Origin of the sequence: Pseudomonas chlororaphis subsp. chlororaphis (genome assembly GCF_003945765.1) — a bacterium.
Lineage (GTDB): Bacteria > Pseudomonadota > Gammaproteobacteria > Pseudomonadales > Pseudomonadaceae > Aquipseudomonas > Aquipseudomonas chlororaphis.
This window is the reverse complement of record NZ_CP027712.1, coordinates 4898128-4920713: the sequence shown is the minus strand read 5'-3', so window position 1 is coordinate 4920713 and position 22586 is coordinate 4898128. Positions and strand designations below refer to the sequence as shown.

26 protein-coding genes are annotated in these 22586 nt (G+C 58.6%); 14 read left to right on the top strand and 12 right to left on the bottom strand.

Annotated features, from left to right (window positions below):
- Positions 1-19: 19 nt before the first annotated feature.
- Positions 20-328 (top strand): hypothetical protein, encoded by a 309-nt coding sequence (locus tag C4K27_RS22050; RefSeq protein ID WP_037035956.1) that lies wholly within the window; start codon positions 20-22, stop codon positions 326-328.
- 81 nt (positions 329-409) lie between these two features.
- Here C4K27_RS22050 and C4K27_RS22045 read toward each other — a convergent pair whose 3' ends face one another.
- Positions 410-1039 carry a response regulator transcription factor gene (locus tag C4K27_RS22045; protein ID WP_007931372.1) on the bottom strand — a complete coding sequence of 210 codons (630 nt, stop codon included), beginning with the start codon at positions 1037-1039 and terminating at the stop codon, positions 410-412.
- Positions 1040-1664: 625 nt separating this feature from the next.
- Here C4K27_RS22045 and C4K27_RS22040 point away from each other — a divergent pair.
- Complete coding sequence (locus tag C4K27_RS22040; protein WP_053262172.1) at positions 1665-3407, top strand: hypothetical protein; 1743 nt, start codon at positions 1665-1667, stop codon at positions 3405-3407.
- 365 nt (positions 3408-3772) lie between these two features.
- The gene (greB, locus tag C4K27_RS22035; protein WP_009044968.1) at positions 3773-4246 is read left to right on the top strand and encodes a transcription elongation factor GreB; all 474 of its coding nucleotides are present in this window, start codon (positions 3773-3775) and stop codon (positions 4244-4246) included.
- A 16-nt stretch (positions 4247-4262) separates the two neighbouring features.
- Here the strand turns inward: greB and C4K27_RS22030 are convergent, their stop codons facing one another.
- Positions 4263-6767 (bottom strand): ABC transporter permease, encoded by a 2505-nt coding sequence (locus C4K27_RS22030; protein ID WP_053262171.1) that lies wholly within the window; start codon positions 6765-6767, stop codon positions 4263-4265.
- Positions 6767-7450, bottom strand: coding sequence for an ABC transporter ATP-binding protein (locus tag C4K27_RS22025; RefSeq protein WP_053262170.1), 684 nt, complete (start codon positions 7448-7450; stop codon positions 6767-6769). The genes C4K27_RS22030 and C4K27_RS22025 overlap by 1 nt, the downstream gene beginning before the upstream one ends.
- Positions 7451-7460: 10 nt before the next feature.
- Here C4K27_RS22025 and C4K27_RS22020 point away from each other — a divergent pair, with 10 nt between their 5' ends.
- The 3 genes from C4K27_RS22020 (at position 7461) to C4K27_RS22010 (ending at position 9500) form a co-directional block, all read left to right on the top strand.
- On the top strand, positions 7461-8066 hold the full coding sequence (locus C4K27_RS22020) for an arylesterase (protein ID WP_009044965.1): 606 nt from the start codon (positions 7461-7463) through the stop codon (positions 8064-8066).
- 56 nt (positions 8067-8122) lie between these two features.
- The gene (locus tag C4K27_RS22015) at positions 8123-8416 is read left to right on the top strand and encodes a hypothetical protein (RefSeq protein ID WP_007931378.1); all 294 of its coding nucleotides are present in this window, start codon (positions 8123-8125) and stop codon (positions 8414-8416) included.
- A 115-nt stretch (positions 8417-8531) separates the two neighbouring features.
- Positions 8532-9500, top strand: a complete 969-nt coding sequence (locus tag C4K27_RS22010) for a L,D-transpeptidase family protein (protein ID WP_007931379.1) — start codon at positions 8532-8534, stop codon at positions 9498-9500.
- Between the two features lie 126 nt (positions 9501-9626).
- On the opposite strand, the gene oprI is transcribed toward C4K27_RS22010, so the two are convergent.
- Entirely contained in the window at positions 9627-9878 is a 252-nt protein-coding gene (gene oprI, locus C4K27_RS22005; protein WP_003448337.1) for an outer membrane lipoprotei OprI, read from the bottom strand.
- Between the two features lie 674 nt (positions 9879-10552).
- Between oprI and C4K27_RS22000 the strand changes: the two genes are divergently transcribed.
- A complete protein-coding gene (locus C4K27_RS22000) occupies positions 10553-10834 on the top strand; it encodes a GNAT family N-acetyltransferase (protein ID WP_007931380.1) in 282 nt (93 codons plus the stop codon).
- Positions 10835-10895: 61 nt separating this feature from the next.
- Here C4K27_RS22000 and C4K27_RS21995 read toward each other — a convergent pair whose 3' ends face one another.
- Positions 10896-11972 carry a 3-deoxy-7-phosphoheptulonate synthase gene (locus C4K27_RS21995; RefSeq protein WP_053262169.1) on the bottom strand — a complete coding sequence of 359 codons (1077 nt, stop codon included), beginning with the start codon at positions 11970-11972 and terminating at the stop codon, positions 10896-10898.
- A 131-nt stretch (positions 11973-12103) separates the two neighbouring features.
- Complete coding sequence (locus C4K27_RS21990; RefSeq protein WP_053262168.1) at positions 12104-12547, bottom strand: PilZ domain-containing protein; 444 nt, start codon at positions 12545-12547, stop codon at positions 12104-12106.
- On the opposite strand from C4K27_RS21990, the gene C4K27_RS21985 reads away from it, so the two are divergent.
- The 5 genes from C4K27_RS21985 to cysB all read left to right on the top strand — a co-directional run bounded on the left by C4K27_RS21985 (position 12546) and on the right by cysB (position 16498).
- Positions 12546-12932, top strand: coding sequence for a YbbN family protein (locus C4K27_RS21985; RefSeq protein ID WP_053262167.1), 387 nt, complete (start codon positions 12546-12548; stop codon positions 12930-12932). The genes C4K27_RS21990 and C4K27_RS21985 overlap by 2 nt on opposite strands.
- Positions 12932-13888 (top strand): putative 2-dehydropantoate 2-reductase, encoded by a 957-nt coding sequence (locus C4K27_RS21980; protein WP_053262166.1) that lies wholly within the window; start codon positions 12932-12934, stop codon positions 13886-13888. The genes C4K27_RS21985 and C4K27_RS21980 overlap by 1 nt, the downstream gene beginning before the upstream one ends.
- Before the next feature lie 23 nt (positions 13889-13911).
- Entirely contained in the window at positions 13912-14817 is a 906-nt protein-coding gene (locus C4K27_RS21975; RefSeq protein ID WP_007931385.1) for a 5'-nucleotidase, read from the top strand.
- 93 nt (positions 14818-14910) lie between these two features.
- Positions 14911-15411 (top strand): universal stress protein, encoded by a 501-nt coding sequence (locus tag C4K27_RS21970; protein ID WP_007931386.1) that lies wholly within the window; start codon positions 14911-14913, stop codon positions 15409-15411.
- Positions 15412-15523: 112 nt separating this feature from the next.
- Positions 15524-16498: an HTH-type transcriptional regulator CysB gene (cysB, locus tag C4K27_RS21965; RefSeq protein WP_007931387.1), complete on the top strand. Its 975-nt coding sequence runs from the start codon at positions 15524-15526 to the stop codon at positions 16496-16498.
- 7 nt (positions 16499-16505) lie between these two features.
- On the opposite strand, the gene C4K27_RS21960 is transcribed toward cysB, so the two are convergent.
- On the bottom strand, positions 16506-16988 hold the full coding sequence (locus C4K27_RS21960; RefSeq protein ID WP_053262165.1) for a GreA/GreB family elongation factor: 483 nt from the start codon (positions 16986-16988) through the stop codon (positions 16506-16508).
- Positions 16989-16990: 2 nt separating this feature from the next.
- Positions 16991-17386 (bottom strand): hypothetical protein, encoded by a 396-nt coding sequence (locus C4K27_RS21955; RefSeq protein WP_053262164.1) that lies wholly within the window; start codon positions 17384-17386, stop codon positions 16991-16993.
- Positions 17387-17508: 122 nt separating this feature from the next.
- Here C4K27_RS21955 and earP point away from each other — a divergent pair, with 122 nt between their 5' ends.
- Both earP and C4K27_RS21945 read left to right on the top strand, forming a co-directional pair.
- Positions 17509-18642, top strand: coding sequence for an elongation factor P maturation arginine rhamnosyltransferase EarP (gene earP, locus C4K27_RS21950; protein ID WP_053262163.1), 1134 nt, complete (start codon positions 17509-17511; stop codon positions 18640-18642).
- 48 nt (positions 18643-18690) lie between these two features.
- The gene (locus C4K27_RS21945) at positions 18691-19263 is read left to right on the top strand and encodes an elongation factor P (RefSeq protein WP_007931398.1); all 573 of its coding nucleotides are present in this window, start codon (positions 18691-18693) and stop codon (positions 19261-19263) included.
- Positions 19264-19344: 81 nt separating this feature from the next.
- Here the strand turns inward: C4K27_RS21945 and C4K27_RS21940 are convergent, their stop codons facing one another.
- The 4 genes from C4K27_RS21940 to C4K27_RS21925 form a co-directional block, all read right to left on the bottom strand.
- Complete coding sequence (locus tag C4K27_RS21940) at positions 19345-20358, bottom strand: alpha/beta hydrolase (protein ID WP_053262162.1); 1014 nt, start codon at positions 20356-20358, stop codon at positions 19345-19347.
- A 41-nt stretch (positions 20359-20399) separates the two neighbouring features.
- The gene (locus C4K27_RS21935; RefSeq protein ID WP_009044954.1) at positions 20400-20819 is read right to left on the bottom strand and encodes an organic hydroperoxide resistance protein; all 420 of its coding nucleotides are present in this window, start codon (positions 20817-20819) and stop codon (positions 20400-20402) included.
- 279 nt (positions 20820-21098) lie between these two features.
- On the bottom strand, positions 21099-21560 hold the full coding sequence (locus tag C4K27_RS21930; protein WP_053262161.1) for a MarR family winged helix-turn-helix transcriptional regulator: 462 nt from the start codon (positions 21558-21560) through the stop codon (positions 21099-21101).
- A 75-nt stretch (positions 21561-21635) separates the two neighbouring features.
- Positions 21636-22586 carry a LysR family transcriptional regulator gene (locus C4K27_RS21925; RefSeq protein ID WP_053262160.1) on the bottom strand — a complete coding sequence of 317 codons (951 nt, stop codon included), beginning with the start codon at positions 22584-22586 and terminating at the stop codon, positions 21636-21638.

The following is a 22586-nucleotide window of genomic DNA, read 5'->3' as shown; positions in this document are numbered from 1 at the left end:
GAGGCAGAGACACGACACGATGAATGCACTCCACCCTCCTGTACGTCTTGCGCCAATCACGGCGAATCTTGTTCAGCGCAATCCAAAAATTCTTCTTGGCGGCACACACCAGCCGACATTGCTGCGTTATCTCGATGGCTGGCCACGTCGCAGCACAGGCCCTTCGGCCTTTCTGATCCAGTTCATCGAAGACGGCGAGTCCTTGGCACGTTTTGCCAACGACAGTTTTGACCTTGCGGTGATACAGGCGCCCAGCTCGGAAAATGCTGCGGAAGTCATCCGGCATCTGACCCGTGTGGCTCGACAGGGGTTGATCACCCGTAGGTAAGTACCGTAGGTGATCAACCTGGCTGTCGAGTTGGGGCGATGTTTCTGAATCCCAGCTAAAGGCTGCATCGATATCAGGGGTTCAAACTACGGAGTTGCGTTTGGCCAGCTCCGCCAGCGCTACCAGATTGGAAACATTGAACCGTTTTAGCAGCCTGACCTTATAGGTGCTCACCGTCTTGTGGCTGATCAGCAACGCATCCGCGATTTTCTGATTATTCAGACCGCTTGCCAGCAGTTTCAGGACGGTGATTTCCCGGTCGGTCAGTTGGGCAATCAAGACACTCTCTTGGCAGGCGGCGTTTGTATTCTGTTGCAAGGTGCTGATTGTATCCTCGGGGAAATAGCTATACCCCGACAATATGGCTTTTACCGCATTAGCCAGTTCGTTCAGATTATCGTTCTTGCACAGAAAACCAGCCGCTCCGGCCTGCAAACAGCGCAAGGCGAAGTTCTTGGAGTTGCTGGAAGTCAGCACCAGTGTCTTTATTGGCAGTCCAGCGGATTTTATATGGGAGATAACGGAAAAACCGTCGAGGTTGGGTATGTTCAAGTCCAGGATGAGCAGGTCTGGAAGATGCTTGCGTACCAGCTGGACGGCGTCGGCCCCGTTGTCCGCCTCCGCGACGATGTTGTGTTCGTGAGGTTCCAGAACGGTTCTTATGGCGAGTCGAATCAACGGATGGTCGTCGACGATGATGATACTTCCCATGCAAGGCATCTCGATATTTAGGGGGAGGGTGCCCTGCGTATGTTATCCGAGCACTCTGAAAACTAAATCAGACGAATCTGATAGTTGTCATTGTGTGGCTAAGTTATGGTTGAGCTCCGTTTTTATCTGGCCAAGCCACGTTCGCTATGCATATTATTATCTTTAGACCGACCTCTCATCTGAAAGGCTCTTGGTTATTCAACACTCTTTTACGTCTTGATCGTTTTATCTACTGGTTTGCTCCTTCTCTAGCGATGTTGATGGGGTGGCTGGTGTCGCGCTGTGTTTTTTTAGCTGGCAGCAACGACTGATATTGACAGGAGGGGCCGGGCTAGTACTGCTACTGCTGGCGGGAGGGTTAGTCATGCTATGGTCGAATTATGATTGGTGGCTGTTCAAGCTCAGTCCGCAGAAGGGCTTGAATATTCCTCTTAAATGAGATCGGAGTTGTCAAGGCTGTAAGCCATAACATGGTAAATCGAAAGCGTTGACTTTTCTGGTTGTGAGTTGTCGGATAGTTCTACCTGAAGAATGGGAAATGTCCGGTTGCTGGCATGTGTTGTTAGGAGGTATTTTTTACTCCGTGTGATATGTTTTTAGATATATGACGGAGCCTAAGTCAGCGATGCTGCTACGAACTATTTCCATCGAAAACGCAGAGCAAGAAGTGCTGAATGGTGCGGTGCTCTGCAGTTTTGCAATTCCTATGCTGAGGCGTAATTTTCTTGCCTATAGCTTAAATGAGGGCGCTGAAGTCGGAGAGTCGCGAGTTTATATTGCGATGTTGCATAAAAAGGGGGAAGAGTATGCGCTGAGTTCGATTGAAAGCGAACGCGATTGGCGTCTGGTTATTCAGGTCTTCAAAGAGATAGTTACTCATGCAACGCGGCTTGAGATTCGACAACAAGGTGCTGCTGGCAGTGTTGGCACTCCCTACCATCTGATTGACCTTAAAGGCTGTGTGATACCGACGGGGAACCTTTCCGAGCATCGCTCACTCACCATCAAGAAAAATTTGGTGGTGAAACTCATATCATCAGAAGCTTCGACAGTTTGTCTGCCTGCAATTGATGACACCGAACTCAGCGTTCCAGCCCTTGATGTTTCTATTGAGATGACCTCTCAAAATACCCCTGCTGTAAAAGATTCCACAGAGTGTGTGGACGAGGTTCCTGACTCGAACGAGTATGGTTCGCCAGAAACTGTTGAGGGCCTTGAAGGGGGCCTGCCTGATGATGCCCCGTCTAGATCTGAGCCGATTGGAGAGCCATATGAATTATGCCAAAAGGACGCTGAAACCGAGGCTTATGTAAGGGAGGGCTCTACTGAGGCCTCGTTATTGGCCGAGGATCTTCAACAGGGTATTGCTGGCTTAGCTATCACCAATGTCGAAAGCCATGTCGACTCATCCAGGAATGATGCTCTCCTGTCAGGTGTTACAACACATAGAGTAGATGCTGACCCGTCTGCTGACCCGGAGGTCGATGCTGTACGTCTGCATCAAGGTATACAGAACACACTGGCTGACTTGGCGGAGGTGGTTCGCGATTTGACTTCGGAGGATGATGTGGAATTAACCCAGGGAAATGAGTACGACCTGTCGATGTCTGACAGAGTTCCGACTTTGGTAGACAGGCAGCTTCAAACCATCCCTGATATCGATCAGTCCGGTGAAAATGCTGTGGATGCAATGCCGGATGAGTCGGACGGTTGTGAAGCCTCACTAGAGCATTCGCTGGATAAGGATCAGTTTCTGATGGATACGGCTCCCGATACCGAAGTTGTATCTCAGGGGGCGGATACCGATCATCTGCTTTTTGATGTAGAGAACACGTTGTCGAATCTTGCACATATGGCGCAGGAATTGGCACAACAAAAATTGATTGCAGTGAAGCAGCAGGAAGCCTTGGAGCTTTTAAAGGAGCAATTGCAGGAGCGAGAACGCAAGCTTCAGGAAAAGGATGAATACTTGCGCCAGTTACAAAGCCAGCTTCAACAAGAGAGGATCGCTATCGATAAATCCGCAGAGCACAACTCCAAGGTGATTGCCGAACGCAGCGTTGCGCTACAGCAGTTGGCTGAAAGTGTGGAGTCCCGAGAGCGAAGTGTTGCACGGCGCTCTGAGCTATTGCAGTTGGAGCAGCAACGTCTTGAAGAGATTTCTGTAAAACAAAGTGTTCGTGCATCCGAGCTCGAAAAACGGGACATCGGGATCCAGCAAAAAAATGCCGAGCTTGTGGAAAGATTAGCGCAGCTATCCAGTACCCGTAAAAAACTGAGCAATATTGTAAAAGGCTTCAATGAGACAGTGACCTTCAATAATAGTCTGCATAGCATATCTAGTACCTTATTCAACGACGACGAATAAGGCGCCTCAGTTGAAATTGCAAGTGTCTATTTTAGTCCCTGGGTGTTTTTTCATGTAAGGCAATATGTGATCTGTATGAAATAGTCGGCTAGTAATGGTTGGGCAGGAGACGGGAGAAATGGGGTGCATGCGTGTTCTTTGATGAGCGTTCTGATCGGACTTGCGCATGAGCTTGTTTTTACCTCGCATGACTAAGGCAGTCGCTTTTCATACAGAGCCTAGAGATCGATTCATTCTAGATGGTGGATGTTCCGATGGTATGCGTCTTATTGGAAGGTTTATTTTGCTCAATATTGGTTCTCAGTGCTCCGATTGAATCATAATGCTGAATGGTTCATAAGGCTCTGCATGGGGAATTTAACCAATTGAGTACCAAGCTCATTACGCAGGAAGGTTTCGAGGCTCTGAAAAACGAGCTGGATTACCTGTGGCGGGAGAAGCGTCCGGATGTGACGCAGAAAGTCACTTGGGCGGCCTCCCTGGGGGACAGAAGTGAAAACGCCGATTATCAATACAACAAGAAACTCCTGAGGGAAATTGATCGCCGGGTTCGCTACTTGCGCAAGCGACTCGAAGACATGAAGGTCGTGTCTTATTCGCCGGAACAGGAGGGTCGGGTTTTCTTCGGCGCCTGGGTCGATATCGAGAATGAAGAGGGTGAAACCAAGCGTTTCCGTATCGTCGGTTATGACGAGATATACGGGCAGAAGGATTACATCTCTATCGATTCGCCCATGGCCCGGGCGCTCTTGAAGAAAGAAGTCGGCGACGAGGCGATAGTGCAGACGCCCGGTGGAGAAATGTGCTGGTGGATCAATCAGATCGAATACGTGAAATGAACTGCCTGCGAGGGGCTTACCCCTCGCGCAGTACTGTCAGTGGGCTGGCATTCAATGCCCGGCGTGTCCCGTAGACACCGGCACCGCCGATCAGCAGGGCACCGATAACAGGCAGGAGCAACAGCCAAGGATGTGGATGCCAGGGCAGGTCGAAGGCAAACCGATACAGCACCAGGCTCACCAGTTCCGATCCCAATGCCGCCAGTAGCCCGCTGACGACTCCCAGCAGCCCGAACTCGATACGCCGGGCCTTGACCAGTAATTGTCGTTCCGCACCCAGCGCCCGTAGCAGGGCGCCCTGACGAATACGCTCGTCCAGGGTGGCCTGCAGTCCGGAAAACAGCACGGCCATGCCGGCGGCGAGCACAAACAGCAGCACGTATTCCACGGCCAGGGTGACCTGGGCCAGGATGCTGCGCAGTTGTTCGAGCAGAGCCTCCACTTGCAGGATGGTCACTGCCGGAAACGCCCTGGACAACTCGACCACCTGCTGGTCATGACCCGCAGCCAGATAGAAGCTGGTCAGGTAAGTGGCGGGCAGATCCTGCAGCGTGCCCGGCTGAAAGATCATGAAGAAGTTGGGCTGGAAGTTGTCCCAGTTGATTTCTCGCAGGCTGGTCACCCTGGCCTCGCGGTTGACTCCGCCGACGCTAAATGTCATCTGGTCGCCGAGTTTGAGTTTCAGGCTTTCGGCCACCTGGGCCTCGACCGAGACGCCAGGCAAATCCCCTTCGGGCTGTTGTGCCCACCACAAGCCGCTGATGATCTTGTTGCCCGCTGGCAGATCCGCGGCCCAGGTCAGGCTCAAATCGCGCTGCACGGCGCGATCGCCACTGGAGTCCTTGCTGACGATTTCCCGGACCGGTTCGCCGTTGATGCTGATCAGCCGCCCTGGCACTACCGGATACAGCGGCGCGGAAGGGGCGGAAAGCGCCACCAGCTTGTCGGTGAAGGCCTGCTTGTCCGCGGGCAGGATATTCAGCGCAAAATAGTTCGGTGCGTTCTTGGGCAACTGGTTTTGCCAGGTGTCGAGCAATTCTCCACGCAACAGCGCAATCAAGGCCATCGACAGCAGAATCAAGCCGAAGGCCAGGGATTGCCCGGCAGCGGCCAAAGGATGCCGCAGCAGCTGGCCCAGCCCCAGGCGCCATGGCAGCGACGCCTTGGCCAGCAAGCGACGCAGACTCTGCAGGGCCAGCAGCAGTAATCCGCCCAGAACCAGGGCAGCAATGACGCCGCCGCCGAGCAAGGCAAAGGTCAGCAGCAGATCTAGGCTCAGGCGCCACATGATCAAGCCCAGGGCCAGCAAGGCGGCGCCATACACGATCCAGGTGCTTGGGGGGATCGGCAGCAGGTCACGGCGCAACACCCGCAAGGGTGGGACACGCCCCAGCGCCGCCAGTGGCGGCAAGGCGAAACCGCCAAGTGCCACCAGGCCGGTGCCGATACCGGCGACAGCGGGAAGCAGCCCGCCAGGAGGTACATCGGTGGGTAGCAGGTCATGCAGCAGGTAAAACAGCCCAAGCTGGGCGAGCCAGCCAAGCAGTGCGCCGACGATGCTGGCCAGGATGCCGAGCAGGGCCAGTTGCAGGGTGAACAGCAGCATGGTTTCCCGGCGGGACAGGCCCAGGCAGCGCAGCAGCGCGCTGGCGTCGAAACGGCGGGAAGCGAAGCGCGCAGCGGACAGGGCAACCGCCACGCCTGCCAGCAGCACCGCCACCAGGCTGGCCATGTTCAAGTAGCGTTCGGCCTTGCCCAGGGCTCCGCCGATCTGGCGGTTGCCATCTCGGGCATCCTGCAGGCGCTGATTGGCCGCCAGGCCTGGCTTGATTAATTGGCGATAGGTTTCCAGGGCGCTTCCCGGACCGCGCCAGAGCTCCTTGTAACTGACCCGGCTGCCCGGTTGCACCACGCCGGTGGCGTTCAGGTCGCTCAGGTTGATCAGGACCCTGGGGGTCAGGCTATAGAAGTTGCCGGCGCGATCCGGTTCGTAAGTCAGTACCCGGCTCAGGCGCAGGGTTTTCATCCCGACGTCGATGCTGTCGCCGATTTTCAGGTCCAGCGCGGTCAATAGTCGGGCTTCGACCCAGGCTTCACCCGGTTGCGGACCACCGCCGGTTTCTTCCGTCGCGTAAGGGGCCGGGGCGCTTTTCAGTTCGCCGCGCAGCGGGTAGGCGTTGTCCGCGGCCTTGATACTGGAAAGCTGGATGCCATTGTCGGTGGCGATCACACTGGAGAACTCCACCACCTGTGCATGTTGCAGGCCCAGTTCCCGACCGCTCTGTATCTGTTCGGGCCGTGCTGGAGAGCTGCTTTCAAGCAGTAGGTCCGCGCCGAGAAACTCCGTGGCGCGCAACAGCATCGCGCTGTTGAGGCGCGCACCGAAATAGCCGATGGCGGTGCTGGCGGCTACGGCCACCACCAGGGCGAAGAACAATACCCGCAGTTCTCCGGCGCGGGCGTCGCGCAGAAGTTGGCGAACGGCAAGGCTGAACAGGCGCAACAGCGGCAGGCGTGCCATCAAGGCTCCAGGGGGGCGACCAGCAGGCCGGCTTCAAGGCGGATCAGGCGCCGGCAACGATGGGCCAGGCGTTCATCGTGAGTGACCAGGACCAGCGTCGTGCCGCTTTCCTTGTTCAGGTCGAACAGCAGGTCGCTGATGCGCTCGCCGGTGTGGCTGTCGAGGTTGCCGGTCGGCTCGTCGGCGAACAGCACGTCAGGTTCGGCGGCGAAGGCGCGGGCGATGGCCACACGCTGTTGTTCGCCGCCGGAGAGCTGGCGAGGCGAGTGACTCAGGCGTTGCCCGAGCCCGACGCGCTGGAGCAGTTCGGTCGCACGCTCGCGGGCATCTCGGCGGCCGTCCAACTCCATGGGCAACATGACGTTCTCCAGGGCATTGAGGCTGTCGAGCAGTTGGAACGACTGGAAGACGAAGCCCACATGCTCGGCGCGGATTCGGGCGCGCTGGTCTTCGTCCAATGTGCTCAGGTTGCGACCGGCTAGGGTGACCTCGCCGCTGCTGGGCAGGTCGAGCCCGGCCAGCAGGCCGAGCAGGGTGGATTTTCCGGAGCCGGAACTGCCGACGATGGCCAGGCTGTCGCCTTTGTTCAGTTCCAGGCTGAGTTCGTGCAGGATGGTCAGTTCACCTTCCGCGCTGGGAACCACTTTGCTAAGGTTCCGCGCAGTGAGAATGCTTGCGCCCATGGAGAATCCGATGCGTGTATGGTTTTTGAGTGCTGGCCTGGCCTTGATGTGCATGGCCCAGAACGCAGCGGCGGGTACAGTCCTGATCGTTGGCGATAGTATCAGCGCGGCTTTCGGCCTGGATACCCGGCAGGGGTGGGTGGCACTGCTCGAGCAACGGCTCAAGAGCGAAGGTTTCAACGATAAGGTGGTCAATGCTTCCATCAGTGGAGACACCAGCGCTGGTGGCCAGGCGCGGCTGCCGGCGCTGCTTGCAGAGCACAAGCCGGAGCTGGTGATTCTCGAGTTGGGCGGCAACGATGGACTGCGTGGGCAACAGCCCACGCAATTGCAACAAAATCTTGCTTCGATGATCGACAGCTCCAAGGCCAGTGGTGCCAAGGTGCTGTTGCTTGGCATGCAGTTGCCACCCAATTACGGCGTGCGTTATACCCAGGCGTTTGCCGAGGTGTACAGCAAGCTCGCGAATGAAAAAAACGTAGCGCTGGTGCCATTTTTTCTGGAAGGGGTCGGCGGCAATCCCGAGCTGATGCAGGCCGATGGCATCCACCCTGCGGTCACCGCTCAGGGCAAGTTGCTGGAAAATGTCTGGCCGACGCTAAAACCGCTGCTTTGACGCTTTTCTACCGGCAGTGTTTCGGCTAATGTGGCGCCCCCGATTTGGAGCCCCCGATGCCGCGTCCCGCCTGGTCCCTGTTTGCCTACCAACTGATCGAGCCTGACGAACAGCTCGACCTGTTCGCCTGCCAGGAAGTCCGGGTGCACCTGGTGACGCGTCAGCTGGAGCTGGGCGGCTCTGCCGATCGCACGTTGTGCGGCACCTTGCTGCCCGCGCAACCGCGCTGGTCGAGTGTCGATCGGACCATTTTCCAGGACCAGCGCCTGTGTCCGTTGTGCCGGGCGATCCTCGAATCGCAAAAGCGCGGCACGCCACCGATCTGGCCAGAGTTGCGTTTCGAACTGTAAGGCAGCAAGTTCTCGCCCGGCTCCCTCCTTGCTGATGCAGCTGTCGCTCCCGCAGCCACGGGGGCGGGTGTACAATCACTTTTTTTACTCGTTGATCATGCGAAGGATTTTCCGGATGTTGCCGCGCTTTCCTGTCGTCACCCGTTGCCTGACGCTTGCCGCCTTCTGTGTGGCCGGCCCCGTTGCCGCATTGGAACTGCCTCTACCTCCACCGGGCGAAGATATCGTCGGTCAGGTACAGGTGATCAAGGCCAAGTACGAAGACACCTTTGCCGACCTGGGCACGACCTACGACCTGGGCTATTACGAGATGGTCGCGGCCAACCCGGGAGTGGATCCCTGGTTGCCGGGCGCGGGCACCGAAGTGGTGTTGCCGACGCGTTTCATCCTGCCGCCGGGACCTCGTGAAGGCATCGTGATCAACCTGGCTGAGTATCGCCTGTACTACTACCCGAAAGGGCGGAATGTGGTGTACACCTTCCCTCTGGGTATCGGCCGGGAAGGTTGGGGGTCGCCGATCGCCCATACCAGCATTGTCGCGAAGACGCCGAATCCGACCTGGACTCCGCCAGCCTCGATCAAGGCCGAGCACGCCGCCGACGGTGACCCGCTGCCAAACGTGGTGCCGGCGGGTCCGGACAATCCGTTGGGGCCATTCAAGTTCACCCTGGGCACACCGGGCTACCTGATCCACGGTTCGAACAAGAAGTTCGGGATCGGCATGCGCACCAGCCACGGCTGCTTCCGGATGTTCAACAACAACGTCCTGGAAATGGCGAGCATGGTGCCAGTGGGGACATCGGTGCGCATTCTCAACGATCCGTACAAGTTTGGTATCAGCGCTGGCAAAGTCTATCTGGAAGCTCACACGCCTCTGGATGACAAGGGCAATCCGTCGGTCGTGGACAAGCACACTGCGGTGATCAACGCCTTGCTCAAGCGTGAAGACCTGGCCAATAACTTGCGGATGAACTGGGATGTGGTGCGTGATGTGGTGGCGGCCGAAGATGGTTTACCGGTAGAGATCGCCGTACCGACCACTGCGCCCGTAGTATCGGCGCTGCCTATCGATATGCAGCAGTAACGGCTGGAACAGCAACCCGTCGATGCTTTCGGGCATCGCCGGGTTTTTTATTGCCGCAAGAAAACCCGGGCAATAAAAAAGCCGACCCAATAAATGGGTCGGCTCGATAACAATCCCGAGGGATTATTACTTGCGGCTAGCTTTTTCCAGCATACGCAGAGCGCGCTCGTTAGCTTCGTCAGCAGTCTGTTGTGCTTTTTGAGCAGCAGCCAGAGCTTCATCAGCTTTACGGTAGGCTTCGTCTGCACGAGCCTGGGCACGAGCTGCTGCGTCTTCAGTTGCAGTCAGACGAGCTTCGGTTTCTTTGGATACGCTGCTGCAACCGGTAGCCAGAACTGCGGCCAGAGCCAGAGCAGAGAATTTCAGAACGTTGTTCATCGTGTTCCCCTTCAAGGACTTTCTATTAAGTAGCTATCTCATCCGAGTGATGAAATGGCCGGCGTACATACTACCCATTACTTGTAGTAAGTAAACTGACGTAGCGCAAGAAGCAAAAAAAATTCTAGGCGTTGAATCTTTTTCGAGCAACTTTTTATCGATCTGTATAAAAAATACGCAACCTTGTCACCCTGTTGGGAGGTTGCGCTTGTTAACCGTATCTGCCGTAGAGCCCCTTTGCACGGCGCTTGCGGAGTGTAGGCTAAAGTCTATCTATATCGACTCGTCTACACTTTTGTTCAGAATCTGTGGGGTGTCTCACGCATCTTTGTCCATGTTGAGGTGACTTTAAATGGGTGGGCTCGTCTTAAATCTCAACATCCGGCGATGTTCAGGTTGTTGATCCTCAGGCGGTTTGATCGAGCGTTTTGCATGTAGCTGGGAACAGGTCTGAGGACGCATCGACAGCAAACTGGCCTGATGCCAGTAGCTTGAACGCAAGCGTCCCTTGAGCATTGGTGCCAATGGTGCCTACTATTTGAAACGTGCTCGGTCATGCGAGAGCGGCAAGCTCTCCTCGGTGTCCAGACAGGCACGGGGTGGCGTAGTTGTTCCTTCGCCGGAAAAACATCGGTAAGGTAGGGGTCAGAATCCAAGACCCGCGAGGAGTAGTGATGAGCGAGGCGTTGTCCATCCACCATGACCAGGCTGGTCATCAATTCGAGACCAATGTGGACGGTCATCGTGCCTACCTGACCTATATGGACCTGGGTAAGCAGACCCTGGATATTTATCGGACGTTCGTGCCTAACGCGCTGCGTGGTCGTGGTATTGCCGCGGCACTGACCGAGCAGGCGTTGGAATATGCTGACCGCATGGGTTACACGGTAATTCCGTCGTGCTCATATGTGGAGCGCTATATGGAGCGCCATCAGCGCCACGCCGCGAAACTCTGAGCGGGGACGCCAAAAAAAAACGCCGGGCTTGGCCCGGCGTTTTTGTGTCTGCGATACGGGGTCAGGTACGAACCCGTTTTGGCAGGACATCCTTGAGCTTGGCGTGCATGCCGCGCAAGGTTTTCTCGGTGCTTTCCCAATCGATGCAGGCATCGGTGATCGACACGCCGTATTGCAGTTCGGCCAGGTCCTTGGGAATTGCCTGGCAGCCCCAGTTCAGGTGGCTTTCGACCATCAGGCCGATGATCGACTGGTTGCCTTCGAGAATCTGGTTGGCCACGTTCTCCATCACCAGCGGCTGCAAGGCCGGGTCCTTGTTGGAGTTGGCATGACTGCAGTCGACCATGATGTTCGGCTTGATCTTCGCCTTGTTCAGCGCCTGCTCGCAGAGGGCCACGCTGACCGAATCATAGTTCGGCTTGCCATTGCCGCCGCGCAGAACCACGTGACCGTAGGCATTGCCCTTGGTGGTGACGATGGAGACGCCGCCTTCCTGGTTGATGCCGAGGAAGCGGTGAGGGCTGGAAACCGATTGCAGGGCGTTGATGGCAACGGTCAGGCCACCGTCGGTGCCGTTCTTGAAACCTACCGCCGAGGACAGGCCGGAAGCCATCTCGCGGTGGGTCTGGGATTCGGTGGTACGTGCACCGATCGCCGACCAACTGATCAGGTCCTGCAGGTATTGCGGGGAGATCGGGTCCAGCGCTTCGGTGGCGGTCGGCAAGCCCATCTCGGCCAGGTCCAGCAGCAACTGGCGTCCGATGTGCAGGCCGTCCTGGATCTTGAACGAGTCGTCCAGGTACGGGTCGTTGATCAAGCCTTTCCAGCCGACGGTAGTCCGCGGTTTCTCGAAGTACACGCGCATCACCAGATAAAGGGTGTCGGAGACTTCGGCGGCCAGAACTTTCAGGCGCTCGGCATACTCGTGAGCCGCCTTGATGTCGTGGATCGAGCACGGGCCGATGACGACGAATAGGCGGTGGTCGGTGCCGTCGAGAATATTGCGGATCACTTCGCGACCCTTGGTCACGGTGCGCAGGGCGGCGTCGCTCAGCGGGATGTCACGCTTGAGCTGGTCGGGAGTGATCAGGGTTTCGTTGGAGGCGACGTTAAGGTCGTTGATCGGTAAATCAGCCATCGTGTTACTCGTCAGGTCACGGGTGCCGGCCGCCAGCGATCCCCGCGCGGCGGTGCACAGCGGATTTAAGCGCGTCGGGGAGCCGAACCTTAGCGCGTTACACCGGGGCTCGACAATGGGCAGAGGCGGGTTTAATCCAGCGCTGGCTGCATAAAAGCCTGGTGAACCCGGTCATGGGAGAATTCGGCGGCGTGCTGTTCGACCCATTGCTGGGCCAGGGTTTCGATCTGTCGCTGCTCAGCCTGGGGCTCATGCAGGTGGCAGTAGTGGGCGATCTGGCACACCTGCTCACTCATTCGGGCATGGAACAGGGTCTGTTCGTCGATGAAGGCGATCCCCACCAGATAGCCATGCTTGCGTCGCAGGCACCAGGCCACATAGCCATTGTAGCGGGCGTTTTCACCCAGAGTGGGGATGCAGATTTCCAGTGCGGTGCCGCGGCGCCAGGCGCGGTGATAATTGCAAGCCATGCCGCCGAGGCTGATAGTGTGCAACCGTTGACGCGAAATGCATGCGTGCTCGCGTAAGGTCATCTCAACCGGAACATCGTCAGGATGAGGAATGAAACGTCCCATGAACGCAGACTCCGAGTGTCGGCTATGTGACATTGTTTCCCCCAGTATAGTGGTCGAATTGGAGCTGACTGATTTCGATATCGATCAGCGGCTGTTGGCGATGAGCGGTGTTTCAATGGTGATATTCACCAGCGTCGGCTGCGCCAGCTGTCGCTGGGCCAGGCAGCAGTTGCCCGGCTTCGATCTGCCGATCGAGCGGTTGTGCTGGATCGATGCAGGGAACAATGGCGGCGCGGTCGAGCGCTATCAGGTGTTTCACTTGCCGGCACTGTTCGTGGTGCGCGACGGTGAGTTTTATGGGGCCTTGCAGTCGCGTCTGACACCCGGCGAGCTCAGCGAGCACCTGGTGCAGGCGCTGAACCGAATTCCAGAGGAGTTGCCTTGATGGAAGCAGTCCACACGCCGCGAATCGGCATTATCGGTACCGGAGCGATCGGTGGTTTCTACGGGATGTTGCTGGCGCGAGCCGGCCTGGATGTGCATTTCCTGCTGCGCAGCGAATTCGCCGCGGTCACCGAGCGGGGGTTGCAACTGCATAGCGCGGTGCATGGTGAGCTGACCCTGAACCCGGTCCAGGCCTATGCCAGTGCCGAAGACATGCCGCCCTGCGATTGGCTGCTGGTGGGGGCCAAGACCACCAGCAACGCCGAGCTGGCTCCAGCGATTCTTTGCGCGGCGGCTCCCGGCGCCAAGGTGCTGTTGTTGCAGAATGGCCTGGATGTGGAAGATGGCCTGCGCGACCTGCTTCCCGACTCGCTGCATCTGTTGGGCGGCCTGTGTTTTATCTGCGTGCACCGTGCCGGACCAGGGGTGATCGAGCATCAGGCGCTGGGCGCGGTGAACCTGGGGTATCACAGTGGCCCGGCAGCGCAGGACGAGTCGCAGCGCCAGGCAATAGTGGAAGAGGGCGCCGCGCTATTCCGCAAGGCCGGTATCGGCTCCCAGGCCATGGCCAACCTGCAGCAGGCGCGCTGGCAGAAACTGGTGTGGAACGTGCCCTATAACGGTTTGTCAGTGTTGCTCAACGCCAGCACCACGGCGCTGATGGCCGATGCCGACAGCCGCGAGCTGATTCAGGCCTTGATGCGTGAAGTGGTGCAAGGCGCCCTGGCCTGTGGTCACAGCATGCCGGACGGCTATGCTGAGCACTTGTTCAAGGTGACCGAAGGCATGCCGGACTATTGGCCGAGCATGTACCACGACTACCAGCACAAACGTGCGTTGGAGTTGTCGGCCATCTATGTCGCGCCATTGGCCGCGGCCAAGGCGGCGGGATGCGAGCTGCCGAAAATGGAAGCCTTGTATCAGGCGTTGAGTTTTATCGACCGGCATAACGGTTGATCGCAGCATCGGGGGGAAGGGATATGGCAAAGGGCTTGGGCGGTAAACTGGTGGTGGCGATTTCATCGCGGGCCCTGTTCGATCTCAGCGAGAGCCATAAGGTCTATCTGGCCGAGGGGGTCGAGGCCTACCGCAAGTATCAGATCGATCACGAGGAGGAATCCCTCGAACCGGGCGATGCTTTCCCCCTGGTGAAAAAGCTCTTGAGCCTCAATGCCAGCCTCGGCCGGGCGCGGGTCGAGGTGGTGCTAGTGTCGCGTAACAGTGCCGACACGGGCCTGCGGGTCTTCAACTCGATTCAGCATTACGGCCTGGATATTTCCCGGGCCGCGTTTGTTGGTGGCCGCAGCCCTTATCCCTACCTCGCAGCCTTTGGCTGCGACCTGTTTCTTTCCACCCACGCCGAAGATGTGCGCAGCGCACTGGACGCCGGGTTCGCTGCGGCGACCATTCTTTCCGGTGGCGCCCGACGCGCCGCCAGCGCCGAACTGCGGATCGCTTTCGACGGTGATGCCGTGCTGTTTTCCGATGAGTCGGAACGGGTCTATCAGCTCGGTGGCCTGGAAGCCTTTCAGGCCAAGGAGCGCGAGTCCGCCCGCGAGCCGTTGCGTGGGGGGCCGTTCAAAGGCTTCCTCGCTGCGCTCAATCTGTTGCAGCGCGAATTCCCCGACGATGGTTGTCCGATCCGCACCGCCCTGGTGACGGCGCGTTCGGCACCGGCCCATGAACGGGTGATCCGCACCCTGCGCGAATGGGATATCCGTCTGGACGAATCGTTGTTCCTGGGCGGCCTGGAGAAGGCCGCCTTTCTCGAAGCCTTCGCCGCCGATGTGTTCTTCGACGATCAGGCGGGTCATTGCGAACTGGCTCGCGAAGTGGTCGCCACCGGTCACGTACCCCACGGTATCAGCAACGAAACCAAGGTTTAGCTCAATGTTCACGGGCTTGCGCGGGACGTCGTAGTCGCCTTGGCACTGCTAAGCTGAATCAATCTCCGCCATATTGGCAGTCGAGGAGGTCATATGATTCGTTCGATGCTGTATGCCACTGACCTCGGTCTGTATGCGCCCTACGTGATGCAACATGCCCTGGAGCTGGCTCGAACATTCAATGCCGAATTGCACGTGGTTCATGCGGTGGAGCCCATGGGGCTGTTTGCCGAGTCGGTGTTGCAGAGTTATCTCGACGAACAGGCCCTGAATGAGTTTCACAGTCAGGGACTGAGCACGGTGATGGCGAATATCGAGCAACGGGTGCTCGACAGCTTTCGCGAAGAGTTGGGGGAGGGCATGCAGGATCTCGCGCTGATTCAGTCGGTCAGGGTCTTTCAGGGGGACCCCTCGCACGTCATTCTCGAGCAGGCGTCGAAACTCTCTGTGGATTTGTTGATCGTAGGAAGTCACAGCCATGGGGCGGGTGGTGAAACTCCATTGGGCAGGACGGCAGCCAGGGTACTGCAACTGGCCAAGGTTCCGGTTTACCTGGTGCCTTTGGTACAGCGTCGGCGGCTCGGAGATATCTGATGCGCTTGTTGGAATTTTCTGAAGAAAAGTTCTAGATTTATTCTTCGAACCATTAATATAGTTATATACCGTCGCTGATGCCCGTGGCGTCTACCTGCTTTGAGGGATTCATATGAAGCTTCAACAATTGCGCTACATCTGGGAAGTGGCGCACCACGACCTCAACGTCTCTGCTACAGCCCAAAGCCTTTATACCTCGCAACCGGGTATCAGTAAGCAGATCCGCCTGCTCGAGGACGAGCTGGGGGTCGAGGTATTCGCTCGTAGCGGCAAGCACCTGACTCGCGTCACCCCGGCTGGCGAACGCATCATCACCACCGCTGGCGAGATCCTGCGCAAGGTCGAAAGCATCAAGCAGATCGCCCAGGAATTCTCCAACGAGAAGAAAGGCACCCTGTCGATCGCCACCACCCATACCCAGGCCCGTTATGCCTTGCCGCCGGTGATCAGCAGCTTTATCAAGCAGTACCCGGATGTGGCGTTGCACATGCATCAGGGCTCGCCGATGCAGATCGCCGAAATGGCTGCCGATGGTACCGTCGACTTCGCCATCGCCACCGAAGCGCTGGAGCTGTTCGGCGATCTGGTGATGATGCCGTGCTACCGCTGGAACCGTTGCGTAGTGGTACCGCAGGGCCACCCGCTGACCAAGCTGCCGAAGCTGACCCTGGAAACCCTCGCCGAATACCCGATCGTGACTTACGTGTTCGGTTTTACCGGCCGCTCCAAGCTCGACGAAGCCTTCAGCCATCGCGGCCTGACGCCGAAGGTGGTGTTCACCGCCGCCGACGCCGACGTGATCAAGACTTACGTACGCCTGGGCCTGGGTGTGGGCATCGTTGCCAAGATGGCGGTCGATACCAAGCTTGATAGCGACCTGGTGGTACTGGATGCCAGCGAACTGTTCGAGTCGAGCATCACCAAGATCGGGTTCCGTCGCGGCACTTTCCTGCGTGGCTTCATGTGCGACTTCATCGAGAAGTTCGCGCCGCACCTGACACGCGAAGTGATGGCCAAGGCCATTCAGTGCCACAACAAGCAGGAACTCGAAGAGCTGTTCGACGGTGTCGAACTGCCTGTCCACTAAGTCGGGCTTACTTGACCTCGGTGACAGCGAACTGTTGCCGAGCGCCGGCGACGACGATCTCCAGTTCATCCCCCTCGAACTTGCCCAGCAGGCCTTTGCCCAACGGTGAACGAGGGGTGATGACGGTCACCGGTTGCCCCACCACCTCTACCTTCAGTCCCGCCCCATCCGGCGCCAGGAACAGCCATTGTTCGTGGCCGTTTTCGTCTTCGAGGCCCAGCAGCGCGCCGATCTGGATACCAACTTGCTCGTCGTACGGGCGCAGGGTCAGGTTCTGGCAGAGCGCCAGCGCCTGCCGGATTTCCTCGACGCGCCTGGCCTGGCCGGCGGCGAGATAGGAGGCCTCGAGCCCCAGGGTGTCGTATTTGTTTTCGGCAATGTTCTCTTCGTGGGTCGCCGCTTCATAGGCGGTCTGCGCCGCACGCTGGGCGATCTCCAGATCGCCACGGAGTTTGTCGAGAATCAGTTGGTGGACCGTAGGTTTGTTCATGATCAATCGCAGAATTGCAGGACGTTGGCCCGGCTCTTTTCGCTTGGCGCCGTCTGGTCCTGTTGCAACCAGAACTGGCATTTCGGGTTGGACTGGTTGCGCAGGTTGCTGCGCGCATTATCCAGGGACTGCTGCTGTTCGTTTTTACGCAGGTTTTCCTGGTACTGCTCGAACATGCGGTTGGACGCCGCCGATTCCGCACTGGGCGGTTTTGCCAGCTGTTGCACGGCCTGGGCGACGGGCGCCAATTGCTGGTCGAACAGAAAACGCCAGGCCAGCCAGCAGGTCAGGGCGATCGCCAGAAAACCCAGCCACAATCCCAGGGCAATACTGCCGCTGAGTTGAAGTGCGTTTACGCTGATACGTAATGATCGACGGGGCGTCGGGCGATAGGGCATGGCAGCCTCCTGGCAGGCGGTGTCGGCAAGCTGCGATTGTCGCACGAAGATTATCGGCGTTGGCTCTTCTGTCAGTAGCCATTTATGCGGACAATCGGCGCCTTTGCCAAATGGAGCCCGGAATGAAAGCCTCCTGGGATATTTTCTGCAGCGTCGTCGACAACTACGGCGATATCGGCGTGACCTGGCGGCTGGCCCGGCAATTGGTGGCCGAACATCAGTGCGCGGTGCGGCTGTGGGTGGATGACCTGCGGGCCTTCGAGCGTTTGTGCCCGCCCATCGATATCGCCTTGCCTCAGCAATGGCAGGAAGGCGTCGATGTGCGTCACTGGCCAACCGAGTGGTCGCCGGTGGCGGCTGCCGATGTGGTGATCGCGGCCTTTGCCTGCCAGTTGCCAGCGGCTTATATGGAGGCGATGGCCGAGCGTGAACATACCCCTTTGTGGCTAAACCTCGATTACCTCAGCGCCGAGGCCTGGGTGACCGGCTGTCACGGTCTGCCCTCGGTGAAGTTCAAGGGCGTGCAGAAGTACTTCTTTTTCCCCGGCTTCCAAGCCGGCACCGGTGGGCTGCTACGCGAGGCTGGATTGCTGGAGCGGCGCAGGGCGTTTCAGCAGGACCCCCTGGCCCGGCAACGCTTCCTGGAAGGGCTCGACGTATTTGCAGCACCTGGCGCGCGATTGATGTCGCTGTTCGCCTATGAGAACGCCGGCCTGGCCAGTTGGCTGCAAGCGCTGTCTGCCGACTCGCGAGCTACCCATCTGCTGGTTCCCGAGGGGCGGATCCTCGGTGACGTACAACACTGGCTGGGTGTCGAGGCGCTGACGGCGGGTGCGGTGCAGGTCCGAGGGGCCTTGACGGTGCAGGTGCTGCCGTTCGTCCGACAGGAGGAATACGACCAGCTCCTGTGGTCCTGCGATTTCAACTCGGTACGCGGCGAGGATTCGTTCGTGCGCGCGCAGTGGGCCGGCCGGCCGATGCTTTGGCACATTTATCAACAGGACGAAGACATTCACCTGGACAAGCTCGACGCCTTTCTCGAGCTTTATACGCAGGGGCTGTCACCAGAGGCCAAGGCGGTGTTGATCGACCTGTGGCGGGCCTGGAATGCCGGAGGCGAGATGGCGCAAGGCTGGAAAAAGCTGCTCGAACACTGGCCGGAAGTGGCTGCTCACGCCGAAAAGTGGTGTCTGGAACAGGGCTCGCAGCCCGATCTTGCTGCGGCGCTGGTGCAGTTTTACCTAAATTGGATATGATACGCGGCCTAGATTTTTGTAAATCCCATCCAAATTCGGATATTCGCAATGAAAACTGGTAAAGAACTCAAACCCGGTACCGTGATCCGTATCGACAACGATCCTTGGCTGGTTCAGAAAGCTGAATTCACCAAGTCCGGTCGTAACAGCGCGATCATGAAGACCAAGCTGAAGAACCTGCTGACCGGTTACAAGACCGAAACCGTTTACGGTGCGGACGACAAACTGGACGACGTGATCCTGGATCGCAAAGAAGCGACCCTGTCGTTCATCAGCGGCGACACCTACACGTTCATGGACACCACCGACTACACCATGTACGAGCTGAACGCCGAAGACATCGAAGCCGTTCTGCCGTTCATCGAAGAAGGCATGACCGACGTTTGCGAAGCCGTGTTCTTCGAAGACCGTCTGGTTTCCGTTGACCTGCCGACCACCATCGTGCGCCAGGTTGACTACACCGAAGGTTCCGCTCGCGGCGACACTTCGGGCAAGGTGATGAAGCCTGCCAAACTGAAGAACGGTACCGAGCTGTCGGTTGCGGACTTCATCGAAATCGGCGACATGATCGAGATCGATACTCGCGAAGGCGGTTCCTACAAAGGCCGCGCCAAGGTTTAAGCCCCTGCTTGAATCCATAGCCACGAAAAAGCCCGACCATCGAGTCGGGCTTTTTTGTGGCCGAAGGCCTGGGTGGCAAACTTACTTCAGATGTTGCTTGAGCTCATCGGATGCTTGCAGCAGTGCTGAACGCACCGCGGGTACCTGGCTGACCACGTTGAGCAGACCGTAGTCATGGATCATCCCGTTGTAGCGCACCGAGGTCACGGTCACGCCGGCTTCGTCCAGCTTGCGGGCATAGGCTTCGCCTTCGTCGCGCAGTACGTCGGCACCGGCCGTCTGGATCAGCGCGGGTGGCAGGCCCTTGAGCTGGGCGCTGGTGGCGCGCAGCGGTGAGGCGTAGATCTCGTTACGCTGCCGGGCATCGGTGGTGTAGTTGTCCCAGAACCACTTCATCATGTTTTTGCTGAGGAAGTGTCCCTCGGCATACTGGTTGTACGACGCCGTCTCGAAATTCGCGTCGGTTACCGGCCACAACAACAGCTGGAACCGGATCGCCGGCGTGCCCTTGTCCTTGGCCATCAGGCTGACCACTGCTGCCATGTTGCCGCCGACGCTGTTGCCGGCAACCGCCAGGCGCTTGCCGTCGACGTTGATTTCCCGGCCATGCTCGGCCACCCATTGGGTCGCCGCGTAAGCCTGATTGATCGCCACCGGGTAATGCGCTTCCGGGGACGGTGTGTAATTGACGAATACCGCCGCCGCCCCGGAGCCCACCACCAGGTCCCGCACCAGCCGTTCGTGGGTCGGGAAGTCTCCCAGCACCCAGCCGCCGCCGTGGAAGAACATGAACACCGGCAACGTGCCTTTCACCCCGGCCGGCCTGACGATGGTCAGGCTGATGGCCTGGCCGTCGACGTCGATGGTCTTCTGGCTGACATCCGCCTTGGGCAGTGTCAGCTTGACCCCGGCCTGGGCGCCGACCAGCACGGCCCGGGCCTCTTTGGGTGTCATCTGTTCCATCGGCTTGCCGCTGCCGGCGTTCAAGGTGTCGAGGAACGCCTGGGTGTTGTGTTCGACCCCGCCTTCGGCGAACGCCGTGTTGATGGACAGGGCGAGAAGGCTACCGGTCAAGACCTTGCTGAAAGTGTTCATGTTCGTCTCCTGGGCGGTGCGGGCGCTGGCGCGCAGCTGGGTTAGACAGTCACGTGCAGACGTACGTCGACGTTGCCGCGGGTGGCGTTGGAGTAAGGGCAGACCTGGTGAGCCGCTTCGACCAGGGACTGCGCGTCGCTCTGTTCAAGACCTGGCAGGCTGATATGCAGGTCGATGTCCAGGCCGAAGCCGCCAGGAATCTGGCCGATGCCGACGTGCGCAGTGATCGACGCGTTGTCCGGGATCTTGCGCTTGCTTTGGCTGGCGACGAATTTCAGGGCGCCGATAAAGCAGGCGGAGTAGCCGGCGGCGAAGAGTTGCTCAGGGTTGGTCGCCTGGCCGCCGGCACCACCGAGTTCTTTGGGGGTGGAGAGTTTGACGTCGAGGATGTTGTCGCTGGAGACGGCGCGACCATCACGGCCACCGGTTGCGGTTGCGACTGCGGTATAGAGAGTTTGCATGGTGTGAGCCTCTTGGGTTTCGAATTTTTGCGCTAAATATTTGCGCGCTAAGTAAGTGCGAAGTAAATGTATCGCTCAAATATTTAGTGCGCAATATAAATTTTTGAAAAAAACTCGAAAATGCTTGCCAGCAGTCCATATTTTTTGGCTAAGTGAATGATTTAAATAATATTTTTATCGAGAAATTTTTTCGTCGATACGCTGTTAGCGACATCGAAACAGAGAGAATCGCGAGCAAGCGCTCCTGCAGAAGGGCAGGGCGTGCTCGCGAGCGCGCCGTTAAAGGCTGTCTTGCAGATGGCCGCGCAGGTTCAGCAGATCGGCCTGCAGTTTGCGCAGTTGCTCCAGGGTCAGGCCGCTGGCGCCGAGGATGCATTGGGGAACGCCGCGCGCCCGGTCATACAGGGTCCGGCCTTGCTCGGTCAGCTCGATGATCACCACCCGTTCGTCTTCGCGGCTGCGGGTCCGGCTCAGCAATCCCTCGGCTTCCAGGCGCTTGAGCAAGGGCGTCAATGAACCAGGATCGGTCAGCAGGCGACTGCTGATCTCGCCGACGGTCAGTCCGTCCTGCTCCCAGAGCACCATCATTGCCAGGTACTGGGGATACGTCAGGCCCAGCTCCTGCAGCAGTGGTTTATAGACTTTGGTCATCAGCAACGACGTCGAGTGAAGGGCGAAACACAGCTGGTTATCCAGCAGCAGATCGTCACATTTTTCCGGGGTGGAGCCTTTGGTGTTCATGGTCGGGCCTTGATCGATACTCGCCCTGAATCTAGCGGGCGAATCTTTAATGCGCCAGATAATTCTCACGAGCGCTCAGCCCATGGCGCTCTGCAGGGCCAGATCCCAGGGCGGAATCGGACTGAAGCGAGTCTTCAGGTATTCCAGCAACAGGCGGCTGCGAGCGTTGGTGTGCTGTTCCAGGCGCAAGGCATAGATACCGGCGCTTTCCGGTTTGGGCAGGCCGGTTTCGCAGAACAGCGGCAACAGTTCCCCACGCAGCAGGTATTCGCTGGCCAGCCAGGTCGGTAGGTGGGCGATGCCCAGCCCGGCCAGGGCTCCGGATAGCAGGGCCTCGGCATTGTTGGCACTCATGCGGATGCGTTGTGGGCGATGAGTCTGCAACTGCCCATCCAGTTCGAAGCGCCAGGCGAACAGTGGAGCCAGGCCGTCCCAGTCCAGGCCGTCGTGCTGGCTCAGTTCGGCGGGATGCACCGGGGTGCCGCGCAGCTTGAGGTAGGCCGGGCTGGCGCAGGCGATGCGCACGATGCTTGCCAGCGAGGTCGCCACCATCCGGGTATCGACCCTTTGCCCGGCGCGCAGCACCAGATCGACCTTGCCCAGGTGCGAACCCTGCATGTCGACGAAGCTGTCGATCAGGTGCAACTGCACATCCAGCCCCGGATAGAGCATCAGGAAATCGGCGATCGCTGGCGCCAGGTGTCGCCGGCCGAACGCCGCGGGAGCGTCGATGCGGATCAGGCCTTCCGGCGCGTGGCTCAAGGACACGGCTTCTGCCCGCGCCAGTTGCAGTTCGGCGACGATGCGCCGGGCGCGTTCGGCAAAGGCCTGGCCAGCCGCCGTCGCCACCACCGCGTGGGTGGTGCGCATGAACAGCTTGCTGCCGACCGCGCTTTCCAGACTGTCGATACGCCGGGCCACCGCCGAAGGGGTCAAGGGATGCCGGCGCGCGGCGGCGGAAAAACTCCCGGCTTCCAGCACATCGAGGAACAGGCCGAGCTGGTCGGTGAGGGCGTTGGGGTTCAT